This is a genomic window from Streptomyces sp. NPDC101227 (genome assembly GCF_044767545.1).
In the GTDB taxonomy this organism is placed as follows: domain Bacteria; phylum Actinomycetota; class Actinomycetes; order Streptomycetales; family Streptomycetaceae; genus Streptomyces.
Genome location: NZ_JBIWOD010000001.1, coordinates 306,542 through 329,907, shown reverse-complemented (window position 1 = coordinate 329,907; position 23,366 = coordinate 306,542). Strand labels below are relative to the sequence as shown.

Annotated in this window: 17 protein-coding genes; 7 read left to right on the top strand and 10 right to left on the bottom strand. The window is 72.9% G+C overall.

Annotated features, from left to right (window positions below; all coding sequences use genetic code 11):
- Positions 1-49 precede the first annotated feature (49 nt).
- Positions 50-1,420, bottom strand: coding sequence for a B12-binding domain-containing radical SAM protein (locus ACIRPT_RS01455; RefSeq protein ID WP_403821749.1), 1,371 nt, complete (start codon positions 1,418-1,420; stop codon positions 50-52).
- 222 nt (positions 1,421-1,642) lie between these two features.
- Between ACIRPT_RS01455 and ACIRPT_RS01450 the strand changes: the two genes are divergently transcribed.
- The 4 genes from ACIRPT_RS01450 to ACIRPT_RS01435 all read left to right on the top strand — a co-directional run bounded on the left by ACIRPT_RS01450 (position 1,643) and on the right by ACIRPT_RS01435 (position 6,776).
- Positions 1,643-2,509: a YndJ family protein gene (locus ACIRPT_RS01450; protein ID WP_403820482.1), complete on the top strand. Its 867-nt coding sequence runs from the start codon at positions 1,643-1,645 to the stop codon at positions 2,507-2,509.
- Positions 2,506-3,039 carry a DUF1990 family protein gene (locus tag ACIRPT_RS01445; RefSeq protein ID WP_403498007.1) on the top strand — a complete coding sequence of 178 codons (534 nt, stop codon included), beginning with the start codon at positions 2,506-2,508 and terminating at the stop codon, positions 3,037-3,039. Before ACIRPT_RS01450 ends, ACIRPT_RS01445 begins: the two co-directional genes overlap by 4 nt.
- Before the next feature lie 121 nt (positions 3,040-3,160).
- A complete protein-coding gene (locus ACIRPT_RS01440; protein ID WP_403820479.1) occupies positions 3,161-4,390 on the top strand; it encodes a metallophosphoesterase in 1,230 nt (409 codons plus the stop codon).
- Between the two features lie 235 nt (positions 4,391-4,625).
- Entirely contained in the window at positions 4,626-6,776 is a 2,151-nt protein-coding gene (locus tag ACIRPT_RS01435; protein ID WP_403820476.1) for a SpoIIE family protein phosphatase, read from the top strand.
- A gap of 318 nt (positions 6,777-7,094) precedes the next feature.
- On the opposite strand, the gene ACIRPT_RS01430 is transcribed toward ACIRPT_RS01435, so the two are convergent.
- The gene (locus ACIRPT_RS01430; protein WP_403820473.1) at positions 7,095-8,492 is read right to left on the bottom strand and encodes an NADP-dependent succinic semialdehyde dehydrogenase; all 1,398 of its coding nucleotides are present in this window, start codon (positions 8,490-8,492) and stop codon (positions 7,095-7,097) included.
- 488 nt (positions 8,493-8,980) lie between these two features.
- Here ACIRPT_RS01430 and ACIRPT_RS01425 point away from each other — a divergent pair, with 488 nt between their 5' ends.
- The gene (locus ACIRPT_RS01425; RefSeq protein ID WP_403820470.1) at positions 8,981-9,712 is read left to right on the top strand and encodes a L,D-transpeptidase; all 732 of its coding nucleotides are present in this window, start codon (positions 8,981-8,983) and stop codon (positions 9,710-9,712) included.
- Here ACIRPT_RS01425 and ACIRPT_RS01420 read toward each other — a convergent pair.
- The 4 genes from ACIRPT_RS01420 to ACIRPT_RS01405 form a co-directional block, all read right to left on the bottom strand.
- Positions 9,699-11,771: a dipeptide ABC transporter ATP-binding protein gene (locus ACIRPT_RS01420; RefSeq protein ID WP_403820467.1), complete on the bottom strand. Its 2,073-nt coding sequence runs from the start codon at positions 11,769-11,771 to the stop codon at positions 9,699-9,701. The genes ACIRPT_RS01425 and ACIRPT_RS01420 overlap by 14 nt on opposite strands.
- 115 nt (positions 11,772-11,886) lie before the next feature.
- On the bottom strand, positions 11,887-12,777 hold the full coding sequence (locus tag ACIRPT_RS01415) for an ABC transporter permease (RefSeq protein WP_403820464.1): 891 nt from the start codon (positions 12,775-12,777) through the stop codon (positions 11,887-11,889).
- Entirely contained in the window at positions 12,774-13,724 is a 951-nt protein-coding gene (locus ACIRPT_RS01410) for an ABC transporter permease (RefSeq protein ID WP_403820461.1), read from the bottom strand. The genes ACIRPT_RS01415 and ACIRPT_RS01410 overlap by 4 nt, the downstream gene beginning before the upstream one ends.
- Entirely contained in the window at positions 13,721-15,535 is a 1,815-nt protein-coding gene (locus ACIRPT_RS01405; RefSeq protein WP_403820458.1) for a peptide ABC transporter substrate-binding protein, read from the bottom strand. Before ACIRPT_RS01405 ends, ACIRPT_RS01410 begins: the two co-directional genes overlap by 4 nt.
- 196 nt (positions 15,536-15,731) lie before the next feature.
- Here ACIRPT_RS01405 and ACIRPT_RS01400 point away from each other — a divergent pair, with 196 nt between their 5' ends.
- Both ACIRPT_RS01400 and ACIRPT_RS01395 read left to right on the top strand, forming a co-directional pair.
- Positions 15,732-16,913 carry an ROK family protein gene (locus ACIRPT_RS01400; RefSeq protein WP_403820455.1) on the top strand — a complete coding sequence of 394 codons (1,182 nt, stop codon included), beginning with the start codon at positions 15,732-15,734 and terminating at the stop codon, positions 16,911-16,913.
- A 69-nt stretch (positions 16,914-16,982) separates the two neighbouring features.
- Positions 16,983-18,542, top strand: a complete 1,560-nt coding sequence (locus tag ACIRPT_RS01395; RefSeq protein WP_403820452.1) for a M81 family metallopeptidase — start codon at positions 16,983-16,985, stop codon at positions 18,540-18,542.
- A gap of 27 nt (positions 18,543-18,569) precedes the next feature.
- Here ACIRPT_RS01395 and ACIRPT_RS01390 read toward each other — a convergent pair whose 3' ends face one another.
- From ACIRPT_RS01390 to ACIRPT_RS01375, 4 genes are all read right to left on the bottom strand, one after another.
- Positions 18,570-19,229 (bottom strand): hypothetical protein, encoded by a 660-nt coding sequence (locus ACIRPT_RS01390; RefSeq protein WP_403820449.1) that lies wholly within the window; start codon positions 19,227-19,229, stop codon positions 18,570-18,572.
- A gap of 75 nt (positions 19,230-19,304) precedes the next feature.
- Positions 19,305-20,546 (bottom strand): MFS transporter, encoded by a 1,242-nt coding sequence (locus ACIRPT_RS01385; RefSeq protein ID WP_403498681.1) that lies wholly within the window; start codon positions 20,544-20,546, stop codon positions 19,305-19,307.
- 178 nt (positions 20,547-20,724) lie between these two features.
- Positions 20,725-21,879: an amidohydrolase family protein gene (locus ACIRPT_RS01380; protein WP_403820446.1), complete on the bottom strand. Its 1,155-nt coding sequence runs from the start codon at positions 21,877-21,879 to the stop codon at positions 20,725-20,727.
- Positions 21,879-23,282, bottom strand: a complete 1,404-nt coding sequence (locus ACIRPT_RS01375; RefSeq protein ID WP_403820443.1) for a glutamine synthetase — start codon at positions 23,280-23,282, stop codon at positions 21,879-21,881. Before ACIRPT_RS01375 ends, ACIRPT_RS01380 begins: the two co-directional genes overlap by 1 nt.
- Positions 23,283-23,366: the final 84 nt, after the last annotated feature.

Sequence of the window (23,366 nt, the reverse complement as noted above, 5' to 3'; positions counted from 1 at the left end):
TTTGTCCGATGGATCACGGCCGGGCCCTGAGGCGTATCGGCAACGCCGGTCAGGAGCTCGGGCGCCGGCCTCCGAAGGCCGCCAGCGTCCGTTCGAGCATCGGCAGCGCGCGGACCACCCGTCGGGAGCGGATCAGCGCGTCCCAGGCGGGCTCGCATTTCTTCCAGCCGCCCGCGTAGGCGAGGTGCCGGAGCCGTTCGTGCGGGCCCGGCTGGGAGGCCGCGCCGCGCCAGATGTTCGACCAGCGGTAGAAGTCCCGGTAGGCGCGCCAGTAGCCGTCTTCCAGCTGACGGGGCGTCATGCCCTTGGGCCGGTAGACGACATGGCGGGTGTCGTAGAGGTCCCAGTCCTGGTGGACGATCCGGTCCTCGGCCGCCAGCTGCTTCCACAGGCCGGTCGAGGGGTACGGCGTCATGATGTGGAAGGTCGCCGTCTCGATGCCCTGCTCGACGGCCCACTCCACCGTGCGGTCGAAGACGTCCGGTCCGTCCTGGTCGAGCCCGAAGACGAAGCTGGCGTTCACCATGACGCCGGCGTCGCGCAGGCGCCGCACGACGGCCGCGTAGTCCCGGCCGATGTTCTGGTCCTTGCGGCGCTCGGCGAGGTTCGCCCCGTTGACGGTCTCGAAGCCCACGAACAGACTGCGCAGCCCCGCTTCCACAGCCCGCTCCAGCAGCCCCGGCTCCAGCACCGACTTCACCGTGCCGGCCGCCTGCCACAGCCGCCCCATCCCGCTCATCCCGTCGAACAGCGCCTCCGCGAACCGCCGGTTGCCCAGCAGGTGGTCATCGAGGAAGTACAGATGCCTGCCGGGCAGCCGCTCGATCTCGGCCAGGGCGTCGTCCACGGCCTGCGTGTAGAAGGACTTGCCGCCCTCGAAGAAGGCGTCCTTGTAGCAGAAGTCGCAGTGGTGCGGGCAGCCGCGCGACACCACGATCGAGTTGGGGACGAGATAGAGCTGACGCTTGATCAGATCGCGGCGTACGGGCGGGAGTCCGGCCAGGGTCCGCTGTTGTGAGTCGTAGCGGCGGGCCGGCGCGCCGTCCCGGAAGTCCTTGAGGAACAGCGGCCAGGTGTCCTCACCGGGCCCGGTGAAGAGCGTGTCGGCGTGGGCCGCAGCTTCCTCCGGGAGTGAGGTCACGTGCAGACCTCCCATGGCCACGTGCACGCCCCGCGCCCGGAAGTGGTCGGCTATCTCGTAGCTGCGCCGGGCGGAGGTGATGTACGGCTGCAGCACCAGCAGGTCGGGCGTCTCCAGCGTCTCGATGTCGACCCGCTCCACATGCTCGTCGTACAGCCGCACCTCGTCGTCCGGGTCCAGGTATCCGGCGAGGGTCGCCAGGCCCAGCGGCGGGAAGAGCGAGTACTTGACGGGCCGGAACAGCGGGCTGGTCGCTTCCGTCAGGGCGGGAAGAATCATCGTCACGCGCATGACGTCTCAGACGGCCGGGGGTCCATGGCCGGTTCCTGGGCGGGCGAACGGCCGTGCGGCGCGGGGCGCCTGGGCCTGTGGCGGCGCCCTCGTCCGGAGCCGGGGGGCCATTCTTGAACGCGTTCAATTCTGCGGTACTGTCGATCACAGAACGCCCGGACCTCCCAAGGAGGACGTCCGGACGGCCTCGTATGCAGGAAGGGGGACGTGATGGCCGTATTGGTGCAACTCATCGTCATGCTCGGAATGTTCGTGGTGATCCCACTGGGTCTCTCACTGATCGACGGGCCCGGCCTGGCCCGTATCCGGGGGATCTGGCCGCTCGCCGCCGCGGCGGGCTCGCTCGCGCTGTGGCTGCCGCGCGGCCCGGTCGCCACCGGCTGCGCCGCCGGGTACGCGGCCGCCACCCTGGCACTCGCCGTACAGGCACCCCGGCGACTGGCCCGTAACCGCTCGCTCGCGCCCGCCGAGATCGCCACCCTCACCGCGCTGGTCACCCCGGCCATCGCGGGACTGGCGCTGGTCGCCGAGCGCGCCGGACACCGGCTGTTCGGCTTCGGCCTCGACATCCTGGCGCTGACCGTGCCGCACTTCCACTTCGCCGGGTTCGCCGCGGCGCTGATCGCGGGGCTGGTCTGCCGGGGCAGCGGCGGCGGCCGGGCCGGCCGGTTCGCGGCGCTCAGCGTCCCGGTGGGCACCCTGCTCGTGCTCGCCGGGTACTTCATCGACGACTGGGCCGAACTGGCCGGCGCGCTGGTCCTGACCGCCGGAATGTGGCTGGTGGGCCTGCTGACCTGGCGGGACATCCGGGCCACCGGGCCCGACCGCACGACCCGCGCGCTGCTCGGCTGCTCCGCCGTGGTCCTGGTGGCCACCATGCTGCTCGCGCTGAGCTGGGCGCTCGGCGAGGCGACCGGCCTGCCGCACCCCTCCCTCGCCTGGATGGCCGCCACCCACGGCCTGGGCAACGCCCTCGGCTTCGCCCTGTGCGCCCTCCTCGCACAGCGCCGCCTGCGCGCCGCACCCCCACAGCCACAGCCCGCCCGCACCGCCACCCTGAAGGAGCGCCACGCATGAGCGACGTCAACTACCCCGAGGAGGGCGGCACCCGGCGCGGCCCGCTGCCCTCCGGCTACGCCCACCTGCACGTCGCGGTGCCGATCGGCCGGGGCCGCGACGTCCTGGCGGCGGCGGGCGAGGCGGTCACCACCTTCCGCATGCACCGCTCGTCGGGCGCGATCATCCGGGCCGACGCCACCCGGGCCGCACCGGGCGTGGCCGTCGAGGTCGGACTGGGCATGGGCCCGCTGCGGCTGCGAGCGCCCTGCCGGGTGGTGTGGACGGTGGCCGACGAGGACCGGATCGGCTTCGGGTACGGCACCCGGCAGGGGCACCCCGAGTGCGGCGAGGAGGCCTTCCTGGTCGAGCGGCGCGCCGATGGCTCGGTGTGGTTCACCGTCACGGCCTTCAGCCGCCCGGCCGCGTGGTACACGCGGCTCGCGGGCCCGCTCGTCCCCGTGCTCCAGCGCTGCTACGCCCGGCACCTCGGCCACACCCTTCGCCGGCTGGCGCGCAGGGCCGTTTCGGGCTCCTCCCTCACACCCTGATGACGTGCGGAAACGCGGAGTTACCGACCGGTAGCCCCAGCCACCGCTGATCGCGATACGTCCACCTCTGATTCATCTTTTCGTCACCACCGCCCCCGTCGCCCGTGAGAGAAAACCAGGCATGTGTGTTGACGAACTGATCCCGCCGCAGGCGGACATGACCGAGCGGGAGTGGCTGCGGGCCGGCTCGGAGGCGGCGGCGGACGGGCCGCCGATGCGCACGACAGGGCGGGTGCCGCAGTGGGTGAACCGGCGGACGCTACTGGGCGGCGCGATGGCCGGTGCCGCGCTCTCGGTGCTGGCATCGGGAGCGCAGGCGCCCACCGCGTCCGCCGCGCCCCGCCCCGGCGCGCCGGGGGCCTTCCCGTTTCCCGAACACCCCAATGGCAAGGGCGAGTTCGCCGTTCTGGTGACCGGCGACGCGGGGACGGGCGACGAGGCGCAGTACGCGGTGGCCGCCGCCGCCCGCGATGTGTGCAAGGCCGAGGGGGTAGGCCTCGCGATCGGTCTCGGCGACAACATTTACGAGAACGGCCCGGAGTCGGCCCATGACTCCGAATTCCAGGACAAGTTCGAGAAGCCCAACAACGGTATCGACGTGCCGTGGCTGATGGTCCTGGGCAATCACGACTGCTCCGGACTGATACCGGGCAGCGGGGGCGACCCGTCCCGCGGTGACCGCGAGGTCGCCTACGCCACGACGTCGAAGCGCTGGTACATGCCGAGCCGCTACTACAGCGTGCCGCTGCCGGCCGCCGACCCGCTCGTGGAGTTCTTCGCCATCGACACCATTCCCTGGTCGTCGTATGTCGCGCAGCTCGACCCGTACTTCCACTGGGACGGCCCCTACATGCGCGAGCAGCGCGCCTGGCTGGACGGCGCGCTGAGCGCCTCGCGGGCCCGCTGGAAGGTGGTGATCGGCCACCACCCGTACCTCAACAACGGCAAGCACGGCAGCGCCGGTTCCTACGACGGCTTCAAGATCGGGAACTACACCAGCGGGGTCCACCTCAAGGACATGTACGAGAAGGTGGTGTGCGGGCGCGCCGATCTGATCCTCTCCGGGCACGATCACACCCTCCAGGTGCTGGAGCCGACCGCCCGTACCGGCGGCACCCGGCAGGTGGTGTGCGGCGCGTCGGCGAAGACGGAGGACGGCAAGGCGCACTTCGCGAACCCCGCCGCCTGGCAGAACTTCTCCGACCACGGGTTCATGGTGCTGAAGGTGGCACAGGCGCGGCTGACCATCGACGTCTACACCGTCGATGTGGCGACGCGGACGGCCACCCTGGCGCACCGCACGCGGCAGACCGGTCCGGTCGCGGCGGCAGCGGCGCGGGCGCACGCCTGACGTGTCGTACACCGTCCCGGGAGGCGGACGCCCGGGACGGCTGAGCCGGTCGGTGCCAGTCGGTGCCGGCCGGCGCGGGTGGTGCGTACGGGTGGCGCCCCGTCACCCGTCCTGCGTAACGCCCGTTGCCGCCCCTGGCCGCCCGCGGTGCAGGAAATGCGGGCCGTCCGGCCGCCACCTAAGGTGATCGCACGGCCGCTTCCGGTGGACACCGGCCGCGGAGGCGCAGCGCACCATGACCACACAGAGCGGACCGCCGCCCGGCGGCTACGACCCCCGCGCCGACCGGGAGCTGCGACGCGTCCCGGAGCACTTCCCCGGCGTCTCGCACCACGAACCGATCGGCCTGCGCCGACGGCTCGCGCTCAACCGCATGGGCACCTTCGACTGGGACCTGGGCCGGGGGTTCATGGACCTGGACTCCGGCGCGCTGGAGGTCTTCGACCTGCGCCCGGACGAGTACGACGGCGCGCCGATGTCGCTGGTCTCGCGCGTGCCGCCGGAGGAGGGCATCCGGCTGGATGCCGCGCTCACCCAGGCGCTCGAGGCGGGCAGCTCGTCGTACGGCGCCTACTTCCGCGTCCGGTGCCGGGACGGGACGCCGCGCTGGGCACACTCCCAGGGCCGGATCCTGCACGACGAGGACGGGCTGCCGTACCGGATCATCGGCATCGTCCGGGAGGCGTCCGGCGAGCTGGCGGACTCCGCGCTGCTGCGCACGCTCCAGCAGGAGCGGCAGCGGCAGACCGTGATGGTGCAGCAGGTCACCGTGGCGCTGTCCCGGGCGCTGTCGGTCGCGGATGTGACCCGGGTGCTCACCGGTATCGGCGGCGCCCGGCGGTTCGGCGCGGACGGGCTGCTGCTGGGGCTGGCCTCGGGGGGCCGGTTCGAGGTCATCGCGATGGCCGGGATCGAGGGCGAGGTGCCCGAGGAGATGCGCAGGTCCGACCTGGACGACACCCTGCCGCTGTCCGAGGCGGCGGTCTCGCGGCGGCCCGCCTTCCTGAGCTCCCGGGGCGAGCTGCTGGCCCGCTACCCCCGGCTGCGCCCGTACGGCGAGGTCCTGCCGACCGGCAGCTCCTCCTTTCTTCCGTTGGTCGCGCAGGACACCGTCATCGGGGCGCTGGGGCTGTTCAACACCGAGCCCGCGGTGCAGTCGACGGAGGCCAGGAATCTGGCGCTGGCGCTGGCCGGTGTCGTCGCCCAGTCGCTGCAGCGGGCCACGCTCTTCGATCAGGAGCGGGAGTTCGCCACCGGGCTGCAGGCCACCATGCTGCCGCGCCGGGTGCCGGATATCTGCGGCGGTGAGGTCACCGTCCGCTACCACCCGGCGAGCGTCGGACGGGACATCGGCGGCGACTGGTACGACGTGATCGCGCTGCCCCAGGGGCGGACCGGCCTGGTGGTCGGCGATGTGCAGGGCCACGACACGCATGCGGCCGCCGTGATGGGCCAGTTGCGGATCGCCCTGCGCGCCTACGCCGCGGAGGGGCACTCGCCGGAGACCGTCCTGGTACGGGCCTCCCGTTTCCTGGCCGAGCTGGAGACCGAGCGGTTCGCGACCTGTACGTATGTCCAGGCCGACCTGGAGTCGGGGGCGCTGTACGTGGCCAGGGCCGGCCATCTCGGCCCGCTGATCTGTGACAGCGCCCGGCACATCGACTGGCCGGAGGTCCGCGGCGGGCTGCCGCTGGGCCTGGCCAGCGCCTTCGGGCACGACCACTTTCCGGAGACCCAGCTGTTCCTGGAACCGGGCTCCACGCTGCTGCTGTGCACCGACGGCCTGGTCGAGCAGCCGGGCCGGGACATCTCGGCGGGCATCGACGCACTGTCCGCGGCGTTCCGCGCCGGTCCCGGGGAGCTGGAGGCGCTCGCCGACCAGCTCGCGGCGCATCTGTGGGCCGAGCCGGGCTCGGAGGACGATATGGCCCTTCTGCTGCTGCACCGGCTGGCGGGTGCGGAAGGCACCACCACACCGCGACTGCGGCTGCACGTCCATCAGGCCGACCCGTCGGGCGCCGCGGAGGTCCGCTCGGCGCTGCGCCGGACGCTGGATCAGTGGCGGGCGGGCGAGGTCACCCACGACGTCGAGGTGGCCGCGTCCGAACTGATCGCCAATGCGCTGACGCACACGGAGAGCGGCGCCCTGGTGTCCGTGGAGCTGCTGCCCGAGACCCCGCGCCGGATCCGTCTGGAGGTCGAGGACCGCTCCAGCTCCTGGCCGCGCCGCCGCAGCCCCGGCGAGACCGCCACGTCGGGCCGGGGGCTGCTGCTGGTCGAGGCCCTCGCGGACCGCTGGGGCGCGGAGCCGCGGGGCTCCGGCAAGGCGCTGTGGTGCGAGTTCGTGGTGCCGGAGGTGCCGGAGACAATGGCTCGGGTGCGGTGAATTCCCCTGGTGGGAGGGGGTGTCGGCGGACGGGCCGGGCCGGCCGAACCGATGCGCGGCCGCCCGTCCCCCGGGCGCTGCGGGGTGGTGTGCGCGATGGCCGAGCCGCCCAACCTGGCCGTTGGCCGGCTCGACCTGACCGGAATTTACACCCTGCCCTCCACCGGGAAAACCGTTCCGGCGGATGCGCCCCTCGGGGCGACGTACACACCCTTCGCCGGTGCCCGCAGGATGCCCGTGACCGGCCGTAGCCCTCCTCATCCCGACGAGGGCTACGGCCACAGCGACCGCGCGCTCACCTCCGTCCGGCCGCCCGGCTCAGTCCTCCGGGCCGTACCACGTCGTCGTCATGTTGCAGAACTCCCGCATACCGTGCCCGGAGAGCTCCCGGCCGTAGCCGGACCGCTTGGCGCCGCCGAAGGGGAGGCCCGGATGCGAGGCGGTCATGCCGTTGAAGTACACGCAGCCGGCCTGCAAGTCCCTTGCCAGGCGGGCCTGTTCGTCCGCATCGCGGGTCCAGGCATTGGAACTGAGCCCGAACGGCGAGTCGTTGGCGAGCGCCACCGCCTCGTCCAGGTCCGCCACGCGGTAGAGCGTGGCGACCGGGCCGAACGCCTCCTCGTGGTGGATGCGCATATCGGGCACGATGCCGGAGAGCACCGTCGGCTCGTAGAACCAGCCGGCCGGGTGTGCGGACGGGCGGCGGCCACCGCACAGCGCGGTGGCGCCCTGGTGGACCGCGTCGTCGACCAGTTCCTCCAGGTCGGACCGGCCCTGCTCGCTGGCCAGCGGGCCGACGTCGGTGTTCTCGTCCATCGGGTCGCCGACGGTCAGCGCGGCCATCCGCTCGGTGAAGCGGGCGGCGAAGGCGTCGTAGACGTCCGTGTGGACGATGAACCGCTTGGCCGCGATGCACGACTGCCCGTTGTTCTGGACGCGTGCGGTGACCGCGACGTCGGCCGCCTTCTCGAGGTCGGCCGACGGCATCACGACGTAGGGGTCGCTGCCGCCGAGCTCCAGCACCGTCTTCTTGATCTCGTCGCCGGCGATGGCGGCGACCGAGCGGCCCGCGGGCTCGCTGCCGGTCAGTGTCGCGGCGGCGATCCGCGGGTCGCGCAGGATGTCCTCGACGGCGCCGGAGCCGACCAGCAGGGTCTGGAAACAGCCTTCGGGGAAGCCGGCGCGGCGGAAGAGCTCCTCGATGTACAGGGCGGTCTGCGGGACGTTCGAGGCGTGCTTGAGGATGCCGGTGTTGCCCGCCATCAGGGCGGGGGCGGCGAACCGTACGACCTGCCAGAGCGGGAAGTTCCAGGGCATCACGGCGAGCACGGTGCCGATCGGGCGGTAGCGCACCACCGCGCGGGCCGCGCCGGAGTCCTTGACGTCGGCGGGGTCGGGGTGCTCGTCGGCGAGGAGTTCCTCGGCGCGGTTCGCGTACCAGCGCATGGTCTTGGCGCACTTCGCGGCCTCGGCGCGCGCCTGGGCGAGCGGTTTGCCCATCTCGGTGGTCATGGTGCGGGAGATGGAGTCCCGGTCGGCGTCCAGGAGGTCGGCGGCGGCGAGCAGCCGCTCCTTGCGGTACGCGAAGGTCGTGGTCCGGTGATCCTGGTAGGCCCGTTCTGCACGGACCAGGCGGTCTTCGATCTCGCCTGCGTTGAGCGCGTCGAAGGTCTTCAGGGTCTCGCCGGTGGCCGGGTTGACCGTGGCGATGGCCATGATCGGCACCTCCCTTGGGAGAGCGGTAAAGGGACGAGGGGATGCGGTGCGGGGCTCAGGAGAGCGGTGAGGGAGCCGGGGACGGCTCGGGGACCGGGTCGGGGTCGGGTCCGGGCGGACGCGGTACCGGCGACGGCTCCGGCGGTATGGGATCGGGCGCCGGGGGTGGCGTCGGCGGGCCGGGGAGCGGCTCCGGTACGGGCTGGGGACCGGGACCGGGACCGGGGTCCGGGGGCGGCACGGGCTGAGGATCGCGGTCGAGCGTGCGATCACTGCGCGTAAGCGGTTGCCGCTGCACTGGGGGCCTCCAGAATGAGACGTCTAGTGGCACATTGGCCCCCGTACCCGAGTTTGGCCCGTTCAAGGCCCCGGCGCACCATGGATTCCCGCCGGATGGGCGCGTGGAGGGGGCCGGGTGGAGCACGGCCGGTCCGATGTGACCTGATTGGGCGGCGCCCGTCCCCCGCGATGCGCTCTACATTGCCGCCATGCCCATGACGATCCCGGCCCGTATGCGGAGCGGCACGGCGCTGCTCTCGGCCGTCTGCGCGGCGCTGGTACCGGCCCTCGCCGCCCCCGCCCAGGCCTGTCCCCTGCCGCTCCCCTACCGCATGGCCGACACCGGAGGCGGCGGGCAGCTGATCACCGCCCGCGCCCCGGCCACGGACGCCACCACCGGAAGCGTGACGTGGTGGCAGCGGCGCAACGGCCGCTGGCGGGAAATCGGTTCGGCGCCCGCCCGTTTCGGGGCCGGCGGCCTGACCGAAGGCAGCACCCGGGTGCAGGGCACCTCGACCACGCCGACCGGGCTGTACGACCTGCCGTACGGCTTCGGGAACGATCCGGCACCGGCCGGCACCGCGGTCCCCTACCGCCGGGTCGGCCCGGACTCCTGGTGGTGCGAGGACAACGCCTCGGCCTCCTACAACCGCTGGGCGGAACCCCTGCCCCGGGACTGCGCGGCCACCGAATCGGAGCGCCTGGCGGACTATCCGACGCAGTACGGCCGGGCGCTGGTCATCGGGTTCAACTACCGCCGCCCGGTGCACGGCCGCGGCGCGGGGATCTTCCTGCATGTCAACGGGAAGGGCGCGACGGCCGGTTGTGTGTCCGTACCGGCCGAGGCGATGGCGCGGATCCTTTCGTGGGTACGGCCGTCCGAGGAGCCGCATATCGCCATCGGTACGGCGTACGGGCCGACGGCGATCACCCGCTACTGACCCGCCCGGCCGCCGACGGGAAGTGGCAGGCCACCTGGTGTCCGGGCGTGGACGGCTCGGCCACGGGCGGCTCGGTGGTGGCGCACAGCCCGGTGGCGGCCGGGCAGCGAGTGCGGAAGCGGCAGCCGGAGGGCGGCGCGGCGGCCGAGGGTGCCTCACCGTGCAGCGGGGCGCCGGCCGGGCCGGCGTCCGGGTCCGGTGCGTTGGCGGTGTCCAGCAGTGCCCGGGTGTAGGGGTGCAGCGGCCGGGCGAGGACCAGCTCGGCCGGGCCGGTCTCTACCAGTTTGCCGAGGTACATCACCCCGACCGTGTCGGCGACGTACCGCACCACCGCCAGGTCGTGCGAGATGAAGAGGTAGGTCAGCCCCTTCTCCCGTTGCAGCTCGCGCAGGAGATTGAGGATCTGGGCCTGGACGGACACATCGAGGGCGGAGACCGGTTCGTCGGCGACCACCAGCGACGGCGCGAGGGCGAGCGCGCGGGCCAGCCCCAGGCGCTGCCGCTGGCCGCCGGAGAACTCGTGCGGATAGCGGTCCACCGCGCCGCGCGGCAGACCCACCTCGTCCAGCAGCCCCGCGATCCGGCGCCGCTGGTCCGCCGCGCCGCCGATGCCCTGGATGACCAGCGGTTCGCGCAGCAGCGCGCCGACCCGCATCCGGGGGTCCATGGCGGCGTACGAGTCCTGGAACATCAGCTGCACCTCGCGGCGGTGGGCGCGCAGCTCGCGGCGGGTCAGGCGGCCGATGTCGCGGCCGGCGAAGCGGATGGTGCCGCCGGTGGGCGCCTCCAGGCCGACGGCCAGCCGGGCCAGCGTGGACTTGCCGGAGCCGGACTCCCCCACGATGCCGAAGGTCTCGCCGCGCCGCACGGTGAGCGAGATCCCGGCGACCGCGCTGACCTGCGCGGCGCGCCCCGAGCGTCCGGGTTTGCGGCGGGCGAAGGGCCCGTCGTGCAGGGCGTAGGTCTTGCTGACGTCGGCCAGCCGCAGCAGCGGCTCCTCCGTACGTACCGGGGCCGCCGCGGGTACCGGCGGACGGAGTTCGGCGGCCGGGTCGGCGCCGGCGGCGGGGCCGGTGGGGTGGAAGCAGGCGAAGGCGTGTGCGGTGGCGGCGGGCGCGGCGCCGGCGCGGCCGTCGGTCAGCTCCGGTTCGGCGGCGCGGCAGACGTCGGTGGCGAAGCCGCAGCGCGGGGCGAAGCGACAGCCGGTGGGGCGGGTGGCGAGGGAGGGCGGGAGGCCCGGGATGGTGGCCAGCGGACGGGCGGCGTCGGGGGACCGTTCGGGCAGGGCGGCGAAGAGGGCCTGGGTGTAGCGGTGCCGTGGGGTGGCGAACAGCGGGCCTACGGGGGCCCGTTCGGCGATCCGGCCGCCGTACATCACCGCGACCCGGTCGACCCGGCGGGCGATCACCCCGAGGTCGTGGGTGACCAGGATCAGCGCCATGCCGAGGCGGGCGCGCAGCTCGTCGATGAGTTCGAGGATCTGGTGCTGGGTGGTGACGTCGAGGGCGGTGGTCGGCTCGTCGGCGATCAGCAGGCGGGGTTCGGGGGCGAGCGCCATGGCGATCGCGACGCGCTGCCGCATCCCGCCGCTGAGCTGGTGCGGATAGTTCCTCATCCGCTCGGCGGGGCGCGGCATGCCGACCAGCCGCAGGGTCTCCGCCGCCTTGGCCCAGGCCTCGGCCCGGCTCACCTTGCGGTGCAGCAGCAGGGGTTCGGCGACCTGGGCGCCGATGGTGAGGGTGGGGTTGAGGGAGGTCAGCGGGTCCTGGAAGACCATGCCGATGGTGTTGCCGCGCACCTCGCGCAGGACCGGTTCGGGGGCGGCGGCGAGGTCGGTTCCGTCGAAGCGGATCCGGCCGCCGGTGATGGTGCCGCCGGGCGGCAGCAGGCCGAGGACGGACAGCGCCGTCATGGTCTTGCCGCAGCCGGATTCGCCGACGATGCCGAGCGATTCGCCGGGGGCGAGGTCGAGGTCGATGCCGTCGAGGGCATGGACGGTGCGACCGCGGCCGGCGATCTCGACATGCAGGTCCTCGATCCGCAGCAGCGGGTCGGTCATGGTGTGGGCCCTCACTTCGGTGCCACGGGCGGTGTCGGTGGTACGGGAGGTGTCGGTGGTACGGGAGGCATGGGAAGTACACGGGGCATGACCGGCACGTTCCTCTGGCACCACGTCAGCCCCTCGTCAGCCGTGCGTCGAAGGCGTCCCGCAGGCCGTCGCCGATGAAGTTGAAGGCAGCGACGACCAGCACGATCGCCAAGCCGGGCGGGAAGATCAGCCACCAGTGGCCGACCTGGGTGTAGGTGATGCCGGCGGAGAGCATCGAGCCCCAGTCGGCGGCGGGCGGCGGGATGGACAGGCCCAGGAAGGACAGGTAGGCGACGTAGAGGATGGCGTCGGCCACCTGGAAGGTGGCGTTGACGATGACGGTGCCCAGGGCGTTGGGGAGGATGTGCCGAAAGACGGCCCGGCCCCCGCCGCCGCCCATCAGCCGCATCGCATGGATGTAGTCGCGGCCGCGCAGCGCCAGCGCCTCGCCGCGGATCAGCCGGGCCGGGGAGAGCCAGGCGACGGAGGCGATCACCAGGATGAGGACCGGCTTGCCGGGGGTGACGATCGCGGCGACCACCACCAGCAGGAAGAGCGCGGGGATGGCGAGCGCGGCGTCGGTGATCCGCATCATCACGGCGTCCACCCAGCCGCCGAAGTAGCCCGCGACCGCGCCGTAGACCGTCCCGAAGAGGGTGGCCAGCAGGCCTGCGGCCAGCCCCACCTCGAGGGAGGTGCGGCCGCCGTACATCAGCCGGCCGAGCAGGTCGTAGCCGAGATCGGTGGTGCCCAGCGGGTGGCCGGCGCCGGGGGCGCGGCCGGCCTGGGAGAGGTCGGTGTGGATCTGGTCGGTGGGGTGGACCAGCGGCCCGAGGAAGCAGAAGGCGAGCAGGGCGAGCAGCACCAGGGCGCCGGTCAGGGCGAGCTTGTTGCGGGCGAAGACGGCGAGGATGCGGCGGGCCGGGCCCGGGGTGGCGGGGCCGGCTTCGGCGGCGGGGGCATCGATGGCGGTCACGGCACGCTCCTGATGCGCGGGTCGAGAACGGCGTAGGCGATATCGGTGATCAGGGAGCCGAGGACGGTGGCGACGCCGACGACGAGGGTGACCCCGAGCAGTACGGGGAAGTCCGAGCCCTGAGCCGCGTTCCAGAACAGCAGCCCCATGCCCGGGTAGTTGAACATCGACTCGACGACGAGGGTGCCGCTGAAGAGGGTGGGGAGGTAGAGGCCCAGGAGGGTGGCCAGCGGGATGAGGGCGTTGCGCAGCACATGCCGGGCCATGATCCGGGCGTCGGACTGGCCCTTGGCGCGGGCGGTGCGGACGTACTCCTCGCCGAGGTTGTCGAGGACGGCGGAGCGCATATAGCGGCTGAAGGCGGCGATGATGCCCAGCGCGGTGGTGACGACGGGCAGCACGAGGGCCGGGGAATCGGCGAGGGTGCCGCCGACGGTGTCGGCCTGCGGTGCCTCGGCGGGCAGGAGTTGCAGCTGCTGGCCGAAGACGAGGATGAGGACCAGGCCGAGGAAGAACACCGGGGTCGCGTAGGCGAGGAAGGCCGCCCCGGTCAGGACGTAGTCGACGGCCTTGCCGCGGCGTACGGCCTGGAGGATGCCGAGCGGGACGGCGAGGACCGCGGCCACGGCGATGGACAGCCCCGCCAGCAGAGCGGTCCGGGGCAGCCGTTCGGCGAGCAGCGAGGCGACGCTCTGGTTGAGCTTGTAGGACTCGCCGAGGTCGCCGGAGAGCAGCCGGCCGAGGTACATCAGATACTGCTCGGGCAGCGAACGGTCGTACCCCTGCTGGTGGTTGAAGTGTGCGAGGGCCTCCGGAGTGGCCTGCACGCCGAGGATGGCGCGGGCCGGTCCGCCGGGGAGCAGGTGCAGCAGGACGAAGACGATGACCGAGACCAGCAGCAGGACGACGAGGGCCTGCGCGATGCGCTGGGCCAGGAAGCGGGTCATCTGCCGGCACCGCCCTTCTTGACGTAATACCAGTTCTGCGGGGCGAGGGAGAGGGTCGGGTTCTGGTCGACGCCGCGCAGGTCGTTGCGGATCGCGGAGACCTGGTAGGCGGGGTTGGGGGTCCACAGGACGGGGAGCTGACGGGCCACCTTGCGGGCATAGTCGCGCATCGCGGCCGGGGCGTCGGAGTATTCGGTGGCCCGGATGAGCCGGTCGGTGTCCGGGCTGGACCAGTTGCCCATGTTCGAGGGCGCGTGGCCGGCGAAGATCTTCTCCCCGCTGGGGTCCGGCGGGAAGTACCAGCTGCCCTGGGTGCCGAAGAAGCCGAGCTGCCATTGCCCGCAGACCGGCTCGTTCTTCGTGCAGGGGACGGTGGTCCCCAGGACGGTGTTCAGCGGCTGCTGCCGGATGTCGAGGGCGATGCCCGCCTTGCCGAACTCGGATTTGACGGCCTGCATCGTGTTGGAGGTCTCGGTCGAGCCGGACTGCGAGAGCAGCGACAGCCGCAGGTCCTGGCCGCCCCCGACGCCCGCGCCGCACTCGTCCGCGCCGTGTCCCGGCCGTACGCAGCGCAGCACCCCGTCCCGGCCGGCGGCCCAGCCGTGCCCGGCCAGCAGCGCCTTCGCCCGCTTCGGGTCGTACGGATAGGGGGCGCTGTCGAGGAGGCCCGCGGGGACCGGGCCGAGGGTGGGCGCGGCGCTGCCGTGCCAGATCACCCGGGAGATCGCCGGCTGGTCGATGAGGTGCTGCATCGCCTGTCGCAGATAGTCCTGGCGCAGCAGCGGTCCGGCCGTGGGGTGCTGGAAGTTGAGGACGATATAGGTGATCGCCCAGCCTTCCCAGGGAGCGATGCGATAGCCCATCTCCTTGAACTTGGCCGACTGTGCCATCACGGACGGCGGGATATAGCCGTAGTCGATGCCGCCGGCGCGCAGCACATTGAATTCGGAGTCGGCGGTGGTGAAGGGTTTGAGGATCACGCGGTCGAGACGGGGTTTGTCGGGCCCGCGGTATTTCTTGTTGGGGACGAGCGAAACCAGCCCCGATGTCGTCCATTTCTCGATCCGCCAGGGCCCGTCGACCGTCTTCCACAGCGGGTCGGTGGCGAAGTGGGACAACCTCTTGGCGTGCCGCATCAGCCGGGCGAAGGCCCGTTGGGGGTCCTCGTTGCGGGGGTTCCAGGCGTGTACGGGCAGGGCGACGAAGTCCTGGAGTTCATTGGCCGTGAACCACGCCGGGTTGTACGCGCGGTCCAGCCGGAGCCGGAATGTGCGGTCGTCGACGATCTCGAATCTCCGGACGTCGTCCGGCATCAACTTCGGTGAATAGCCCGCCCATTCCCGCTTGTTGTGTCTGATCAGATCGAACCAGAACTTCACATCGCGGGTGGTGACGGGCTTGCCGTCGGACCATTCGTAGCCCTTTTTCAGCGTGATGGTGACGGTGGTGTTCCCGTCGCTGTAGCGGGGCATTTCCGCGAGGCCGCGGGGCGAGTCCATGGTCAGCGCGTCGCCCTTCCGCTCGGGCGTGAACAGCGGCGGGAAGAGCAGGTTCTGGACGGCGCTGTTGTACGTGGCCAGATAGCCGGGTGCGCCGATGGGGAAGATCCAGTTGGGGGTGGCGGCGGGCGGCAGGGCCATCGTTGCGGTGCCGCCCCTGACGGGCGTGCCGCCGGTGGCTCCGATCGTGGTGACAACGTTGCCAGCCGGGCCGCAGCCGACGAGCGTGAGGACGCCGAGGAGGGCGCCGAGCAGGGCAGTGACCGTAACGCGGCCCAGGGGCCCGCGTGTTCGTGTACTGCGCAGACCCATGCCGCCTCCGGGGATCGACCGGTCGATGAGTGCGAGCAAAGTACGGATGGCCGGGAAAAGAAGTCAAGACCTTGGCGGAACGGCGCCGACTGCGCTCTACTGTCGGCGAGTTGCTCCGCAAACTTTCTTCGGTGACCGAAGGAAGTCCCGTCCCTGGACCACCCGGCCCGTCCCCGCGTCACGACGAAAGGCCCCCATGACCGCCTCCGACGAGCTGCCCGGCTCCGCCGCGCACGTTCTGGAACTCGTCGCGAACGGCTCCGCCGCCTCCCGCGCCGACCTCGTCAGGGAGCTGGGCCTCGCCGCCTCCACCGTCTCCACCCGCGTCCAGGAGCTCGTCGAGGCCGGCCTGCTGACCGAATCCGGTGAGGGCGCCTCCCGCGGCGGGCGCCGCCCCCGGCTGCTGAGGGTCGCCGACCGGGGCGCCGTCGCGCTCGCCGCGGACCTGGGGAGTCATCACATCCGCACCGGTGCCGTGGGCCTGACCGGCGGCGGCTTCGACATCGACGAGCACGCCGTCGATCTGACCGCCGGGCCCGAACTCGCCCTGGACGCGCTGGCCGAACGGCTGGCGGCTCTGGCCGAGCGGCAGCGCGCGGCCGGCCGGACGGTCCGCGGGGTCGGGATCGGCTTCCCCGGCCCGGTCGACGCGGACGGCGCCCGGATCATCGCGCCGTCCCGGATGCCCGGCTGGCATCTCTTCCCGCTGCGCGACCGGCTGGGTGACCGCCTCGGCCTGCCGGTGCTGCTCGACAACGACGCCAACATGATGGCGCTGGGCGAACACCGTGCCGCCCATCCGATGCGACGCCATCTCGTCGTGGTCAAGGCGGGCCGCGGCATCGGCTCCGGCGTCATCAGCGACGGCGGGCTGCACCGCGGGGCGCGCGGCTCGGCCGGTGACATCAGCCATGTCCGCGTGGACGATTCCGCCCGGCTCCCCTGTTCCTGCGGCAACATCGGCTGTCTGGAAACGGTCGCGTCCGGCGCGGCGATCGCCGCGGCGCTGCGCGGCAAGGGCCTCGCCGCCGACTCCACCACCGACATCCTGCGCCTGGTCGAGAACGGCGAACCGCACGCCACGACCCTCGTCCGGCAGGCCGGCCGGGACATCGGCGCGGTGCTCGCCGTCGTCGTGAACTTCTTCAACCCCGAGGCCGTGGTCATCGGCGGCGCGCTGGCCGGCGCCCAGCCGCTCGTCGCCGCCGTACGCGGCACGCTCTACGAGCGCTGCCTGCCGATGGCCACCAGCGAACTCGTCATCAGCACCACCCGCTGCGGACCGGACGCCGGGCTGCTGGGCGCGGGCCATGCGGTACTGCGCCGGACGGCCCTCGCGGACCGGCCGCCAGAGGCCGCGGCCCCCGGGCGCGGCTGACCCGGGCCGCAGCGGCCGCGCGCCTCACCACCCCTGCCACCGCCCGCCACCCCACGGAGAGTGAGCCCCATGCCCGCACCGACCGCCCCCGGCCCGCGCTCCCCCGTCCGCCCGCGGCTGCGTATCGGCATCGGCGGAATGGCCATCGAGTCCAGCCAGTTCTGCCCGCACCGCTCCACGTACGAGGACTTCCGGGTCACCCGGGGGCAGGCGCTGCTGGACCGCTACGCCTGGACCCGGCCGGACGAGGAGCTGGGGGAACTGGTCGAGTGGGTGCCGCTGGTGCACGCCGTCGCGGTGCCCGGCGGCCCGGTGGAGCGCGCCACCTACGACCGCATCAAGGGCGAACTGACCGACCGGATAAGGGAGTCGGGCCCGCTGGACGGGCTGGTTTACGACATCCACGGCGCGATGAGCGTGGTCGGCATGACGGACGCGGAGGCCGACCTGACCGAAGCCGTACGGGCCGCGGCCGGGCCGGACACCCTCATCTCGGCCGCCATGGACCTGCACGGCAATGTCTCGCGCCGCTTCGCCGAGCGCCTCGATCTGCTCACCGCGCACCGGCTGGCCCCGCACGAGGACGCCTGGGAGACCCGCGAGCGGGCCGCCCGGAAGCTTGTGGAGCGCCTGCTGTCCGGGAAGGGGCGGCCGCATCGGGCCTGGGTGCAGATCCCGGTCCTGCTCCCCGGCGAGAAGACCAGCACCCGGCTGGATCCCGCCAAGTCCCTGTACGGGCGGCTGAGTTCGGTGGAGGCGCTCGACGGGGTCGTGGACGCGGCGCTGTGGGTGGGCTACGCCTGGGCCGACGAGGAACGCTGCCGGGCCGCGGTCGTCGTCACCGCCGACGATCCCGAACTCGCCCTGGACCAGGCCGGGTTGCTGGCCCGCCAGTACTGGACGGTACGCCGCGACTTCCGCTTCGTCGGCCCGACCGGCGGCGTGGACGAGTGCATCGCCCGCGCCGCCGCGTCCCCGGCCCGCCCGTTCCTGATCAGCGACTCCGGCGACAATCCCACCGCCGGCGGCGCCGGAGATCTGGCGTATGTCCTCGGCCGCCTGCTGGCCCACGAAGACCTGGCGAGCGGCCGGATCACCGCGCTGCACCCCGGCATCACCGACCCGGAGGCGGTCGCCGCATGCTTCGCGGCCGGGGTGGGCGCCGAGGTCACGCTCCGCGTCGGCGGCCGGATCAGCGCGGGCACCGGCCCGCACGCCGAGCCGTACGAGCTGACCGGCACCGTCACCGTGCTGGAGGGCCCGTCCTCCCCCGGCCCCGGTACGCCGCGCGGCAATCCGGCCTACGACGGAGGCGGCCGGTCCGCTGCCGTCACCCGCGGCGGGGTGACGGCCGTGCTCACCGAACGCCGCAAGCCGTTCCACACCCGCGCGGACTTCGGCGCGCTGAACCCCCTCGACCACGACCTGGTGGTCGTCAAGATCGGCTATCTGGAGCCGGAGCTGTACGCCATGGCAGCGGACTGGCTGCTCGCGCTCACCCCGGGCGGGGTGGACCAGGATCTGCTGCGGCTGGGCCACCACAAGGTGCGGCGGCCGCTCTATCCCTTCGACGACGAGGGTTTCGAGGACCCGGACCTGACGCCCGTCCTGCTCGGCCCGACCGCGTGAGCACCGGTGATCCCGGCGCGGTGGAGGTCAGCTTCCCCCGGCCGAGGGGAATGCGGGCCTACGGGTGCCGGGAGTGAGTCCGGCCAGGCCGGCGGCCTTCAGCGCGGCCGCGAGGTCGAAGGGGCGGGCGCGCTGCGGGTCGAGGCGGCGCAGCACGGGCAGGAGGGTCCCGGCGTCCAGCGTGCCCGCGCGCGCCGCGGCGAAGAGCGCATCGGCGGAGGCCTCGGCCTCCGTCAGGTCGCCGGCCCCGTCGTACCGCTCGGCGAGCCGGTCGGCGAAGGCGTCACAGGGAGCGGTGACGAGTCCGCTGCCGTCGTCCCGGGAGTCGTCCGTGGGCACGTTGCCCCAGGTGCCGTCCGCATCCGTCCAGAAGAAGAAGCCGATGGGTGCCATGGAGCGCACCGCGGCGCGCAGGGGACGGTCATCGTCCTCCCATGCGTCCCGGAGCCACCCGGGCCCGTCGGCAAGGGCCCCCGGCAGGTCGTCGTAGAGGTCCCCGGGCAGTTCGTGGTCCTTGCCCATGACGACCGCCCGGCCGTTGCCGAGCGGCATCAACTGCCACCAGTTGCTGCTGCCGTCGTCATGCTGCAGCCCGCTGCCGTCGAGCCAATAGCCCTGCTCGGGCCCCGCCGCGTGGATCACCGCCAGGACCGAACCCTCCAGCCACAGCTCTTCCAGGTCCCACACCTGACATCCCCCCTTCTGCCATGCACCTTGCCATCACGACCCACCACCGTGCCCGCTCGCGCCGTGGGATCCACGTCACGGCTGGGGATCGCGCGCGTCGTAGCGGGCGAAGGCGCGGCGGCCCAGGCCGAGGGCGGTGACGACCAGGACGCAGGCGAGGCCGCCGCCGATCACCGCGGTGGCGGGTGAGGTCAGATCGGCCGCCGAGCCGGCGAGGAAGTCGCCGAGCCGCGGGCCGCCCGCGACCACCACGATGAAGACGCCCTGGAGCCGGCCGCGCATCGCGTCCGGCGTCGCGGCCTGGAGCATGGTGCTGCGGAACACCATGGAGACGGTGTCCGCGCAGCCCGCGACGGCGAGGAAGAACAGGCCGAGCCACAGGTGGCGGGAGAGGCCGAAGGCGGCGATGGCGGCGCCCCAGGCGGCCACCGCGATCAGGATGGCCAGGCCGTGGCGCCGGATCCCGCCGAGCCAGCCGGAGAACAGCCCGCCCAGAACGGCGCCGACCGCGGGCGCGGCGACCAGCAGGCCGACGGTCTTGGCGTCGCCGGCGAACCAGAGGACCGCGACCGCGGGGAACAGCGCGCGCGGCTGGGCGAGCACCATCGCGGCCATGTCGGAGAAGAACGTCATGCGGAGGTTGGGGCGGGTGGCGAGGAAGCGGAGGCCGTCGAGGACGGAGGCGCGGCGGCGGGGTCCCTCGCCCTGGTCGGGGCGCATGGCGGGCAGTCGCCACATCGCGTAGAGGGAGCCGCTGAAGGCCACCACGTCGATGAGGTACGCCGCCTGGTAGCCCCACAGGCCGACGATCACGCCGCCGAGCATCGGGCCGCCCATGAGACCTAGGTTGCTGGTCAGCGAGTTGAGGGCGTTGGCGGCGGGCAGCTGCTCGGTGGGCAGCAGGCGGGGGATCATCGAGGTGCGGGCCGGGGAGTTCATCGCGAAGCAGACGGCCTGGAGGGCGACCACGGTGTAGAGCAGCCAGACCCGGTGGTAGCCGGCGAGCGCGGCGGTGGCCAGTACGACGGACATCACGGTGGCGCCGGAGGCGCTGAAGAGGCCCAGTTTGCGCCGGTCGACGGTGTCGGCGATCGCGCCGCCGTAGAGCCCGAAGACAACCAGCGGGATCAGGGAGCACAGGCCCACCAGTCCGACCGAGAAGGTGGATTTGGTGATGGCATAGACCTGGAGGGAGACCGCGAGGGCGGTCATCTGCTGGCCCATCCAGGAGACGGTGTTGCCGCACCACAGCCGGCGGTAGTCCGGGGAGATGCGCAGGGGGGTCAGGTCGGCGAATATCCGGGAGCGCAGGGGTATTTCGCCCTTGCTCGGGTTTGCTCCGGTGGTCTCGCCAGAGGTCTCTCGGGACGTCTGGCCGGGTATCTCGCCGGAGGTCTCGCCGGAGGTGGTTGTAGGGGGCACGCGGCGCAGTAAAGCACGCTGCCGGGGCGCGGCCGACGGCAGGGCGGGAAGCGGCGCCGGGGCGGTGCGCCCCTTACCCGGAGGGCGGCCCCGCCGGGAGGCCGTACACCCGTCGCGCGTTGTCCGCCGCGATCATCGCGCCCACCCGTCGCGCGTCGTCGGCCGACCAGGCCCCGGAGGCGGTCCAGTCGCCGAGTACGGAGGCGAGCGCGGTGCGGAACAGGGCGCTGCCGACCAGATAGAGCTCCGGGAGGCCGTAGGCGTCGGTGGAGAAGAGCAGCTTGCCGAAGGGGGCGAGCTCCAGGAATTCGGCGAGGACGGCCGTGGCACGGGGGCCGATGTGGGTGAGCGTCAGCCCGATGTCGGCGTAGACATGCGGGAAGACCGCGGCCAGGTAGGCGGCCTGGCGGTGGTACGGGTAGCAGTGCAGCAGCACCAGATCGGTGCCGGTGCCGGCGGTGGCCCGTACGAGGTCGGTGAGCAGGGCCGGGTCGGCCCGGTCGAGGCGCAGGTCGGGGTCGCCGAAGCCGGTGTGCAGTTGGAGCGGGCGGCCGGTGGCGACGGCCTGCCAGATGAGGTGGCGCAGCAGGACGGGGTCGGTGAGGCGGGGCAGTCCGGCGGCCATCCAGTCGCGGACGGCGGAGTGCACCGCGTGCGGGGTCGGCGGCAGCGGGTCGAGGGCGAGGCCGTGGCGGTAGGCGACGACGGATTTGAAGGCGACGGCGGTGCGTGTCGCGTCCCGGATCGCGGCGTCGAGGGCGCCGGTGAACTCCTCGGCGTCGCGCACCCCGATGGCGACGCGTACGGCCAGCGTCTCCAGCCGGACGACCTCGTATCCGGTGCCGCGCCCGGCCCGCGCGGTCTCGGCGGGGTCGGTGAGGTCGCCGGGCAGACCGGTGTCGACGAGGTAGGCGCCGATGCCGGTGGCGCCCAGCAGCCGGCGGCGGGTCTCGTCCGGGCCGAGGTCGCGGCGGCGGGCCAGATAGCGGTCGGGCGGGCAGTGGGCGGGCAGGTCGAGGAGCGGCGGGCACCAGCGGCGGACCGCGAAGCCGGTCTGGGTGTCGAAGAAGGTGGTGCCCGCGGCGGGCGGGCGGTCCGATTCGGTGAGGTACGCGGCGAACGTCCCGGGGTCCGGCTCGTGCCGGAGCACTCCGTGGCAGTGGTGGTCCACCAGCGGCGGAAGGCCGTCGTCCGGTGCGGGGGCGGTCCCCGGGGCGTGCGCCGTCATCACCAGCGCCAGCGGGTGGCGGCGGCCAGTTCCTCGGCGTCGGTCTCGTCGAACCGGGCCTCCTCGGCTCGCCGTACGGCGAGCACCGCGCCGTGCAGCACCTTGCCCATCGCCTCCTGCAGCGGGGCCGACTTCTCGAACCGGTCGGCGGCCTCGGTCAGGGTGCCGGGCAGCCGGACGATGCCGCGCCGGGCCCGCTCGCGGACGCCGAGGACGCCGGGGTCCTCGCTCTCCGGCGCCGGGAGCTGCGCCCCGGTGTCGATGCCGTGCAGTCCGGCGGCGATGACGGCGCCGACGGCGAGGTAGGGGTTGGCGGCGCCGTCGAAGGTCTTGATCTCGGCGCTGCCGCCGTCCGGGTCGTCCGGGGCGCCGGGGATCAGCCGCAGCGCCGCCTCCCGGTTCTCGATGCCCCAGCACTGGTAGACGCCGGCCCAGTGGGAGGGCTGGAGCCGCAGGTAGCTGGCAGGTGAGGGGCAGCCGACGGCGAGCAGGGCGGGCAGGGCGCCGAAGACGCCGCCGAGGAAGGCGACCGCGTCGGGCGCCAGGCCCCATGCGGCGTCGGGGGTGCGGTGCAGGCTCTTGCCGTCGCGGTTGAGGCTGAAGTGGAGGTGGCAGCCGTTGCCGACCTGTCCGGCCACGACGGACGGGGCGAAGGAGGCGCGCAGCCCGTGCCGGACGGAGACGGCGCGGATGGTCTCGCGTACCAGGACGACGTCGTCGGCGGCGCGCACCGGGTCGCCGGGGGCGCAGCTCACCTCGAACTGGCCGGGCGCGTATTCGGGGTGGATCTGGTGGACCTCGATGCCCTGGAGGGTCAGCGCTTCGGTGACATCGCGGAGGTAGTCGGAGACCTCGACGATCCGGGTCATGCCGTACGCGGGCCCCGCGCAGGGGTATTCCAGGGGTTCGAACGCGTCGTCCGCGGCCGGGTCGTGGCCCCTGGGTGCGCGGGTGACGACCCATTCCGTTTCGAAGCCCATGCGCACGTCGATGCCGGCCGCCTCGGCGCGCTCGGCCATCGCGCGGGCGAACTGCCGCTGGCAGGCGGGGTGCGGCCGGCCTTCCTGGTCGAACCGGTCCGCCGGGGCCCAGGCCCAGCCGGGCTGCGCGGCAAGGACGGTGAGGCGTTCCAGGTCGGGGAAGAGCCGCAGGTCGCCGGTCGGCCCGCCGAGGTCGTCGGATGCGGTGATGGCGTCCTCGGAGGTGAAGACGTCGAAGACGGGCGACATGCCGACCCCGCGCTGGGCGGCGTGTGCCAGGCGCGCGGCCGGAATGGCCTTGGCGCGCGCAATGCCCGCGTTGTCCACCCAGGTCAGGGCGATGTCACGGACGCCTTCCGCATCCAGCATCGCCGCCAACTTGCGGGTGTACCCGTGCCGTTCCGCGTCCTGCGGCGATTCCATAGCCCGTCCTACCGTCCTCACTTGGCCGTGCCGATTCCTCGGCGCCCGCTACCGCCGGTACCGGTGCGGCTCAGTGCCTTCCCG

What these genes read in the sequence shown, in the direction of transcription:
- ACIRPT_RS01375 (WP_403820443.1), bottom strand. Translation starts at nt 23,282, where the DNA reads ATGGAATCGCCGCAGGACGCGGAACGGCACGGGTACACCCGCAAGTTG.
- ACIRPT_RS01450 (WP_403820482.1), top strand. Translation starts at nt 1,643, where the DNA reads ATGGCCGTATTGGTGCAACTCATCGTCATGCTCGGAATGTTCGTGGTG.
- ACIRPT_RS01380 (WP_403820446.1), bottom strand. Translation starts at nt 21,879, where the DNA reads ATGACGGCGCACGCCCCGGGGACCGCCCCCGCACCGGACGACGGCCTT.
- ACIRPT_RS01455 (WP_403821749.1), bottom strand. Translation starts at nt 1,420, where the DNA reads ATGATTCTTCCCGCCCTGACGGAAGCGACCAGCCCGCTGTTCCGGCCC.
- ACIRPT_RS01430 (WP_403820473.1), bottom strand. Translation starts at nt 8,492, where the DNA reads ATGGCCATCGCCACGGTCAACCCGGCCACCGGCGAGACCCTGAAGACC.
- ACIRPT_RS01420 (WP_403820467.1), bottom strand. Translation starts at nt 11,771, where the DNA reads ATGACCGACCCGCTGCTGCGGATCGAGGACCTGCATGTCGAGATCGCC.
- ACIRPT_RS01405 (WP_403820458.1), bottom strand. Translation starts at nt 15,535, where the DNA reads ATGGGTCTGCGCAGTACACGAACACGCGGGCCCCTGGGCCGCGTTACG.
- ACIRPT_RS01435 (WP_403820476.1), top strand. Translation starts at nt 4,626, where the DNA reads ATGACCACACAGAGCGGACCGCCGCCCGGCGGCTACGACCCCCGCGCC.
- ACIRPT_RS01445 (WP_403498007.1), top strand. Translation starts at nt 2,506, where the DNA reads ATGAGCGACGTCAACTACCCCGAGGAGGGCGGCACCCGGCGCGGCCCG.
- ACIRPT_RS01395 (WP_403820452.1), top strand. Translation starts at nt 16,983, where the DNA reads ATGCCCGCACCGACCGCCCCCGGCCCGCGCTCCCCCGTCCGCCCGCGG.
- ACIRPT_RS01400 (WP_403820455.1), top strand. Translation starts at nt 15,732, where the DNA reads ATGACCGCCTCCGACGAGCTGCCCGGCTCCGCCGCGCACGTTCTGGAA.
- ACIRPT_RS01425 (WP_403820470.1), top strand. Translation starts at nt 8,981, where the DNA reads ATGCCCATGACGATCCCGGCCCGTATGCGGAGCGGCACGGCGCTGCTC.
- ACIRPT_RS01410 (WP_403820461.1), bottom strand. Translation starts at nt 13,724, where the DNA reads ATGACCCGCTTCCTGGCCCAGCGCATCGCGCAGGCCCTCGTCGTCCTG.
- ACIRPT_RS01440 (WP_403820479.1), top strand. Translation starts at nt 3,161, where the DNA reads ATGTGTGTTGACGAACTGATCCCGCCGCAGGCGGACATGACCGAGCGG.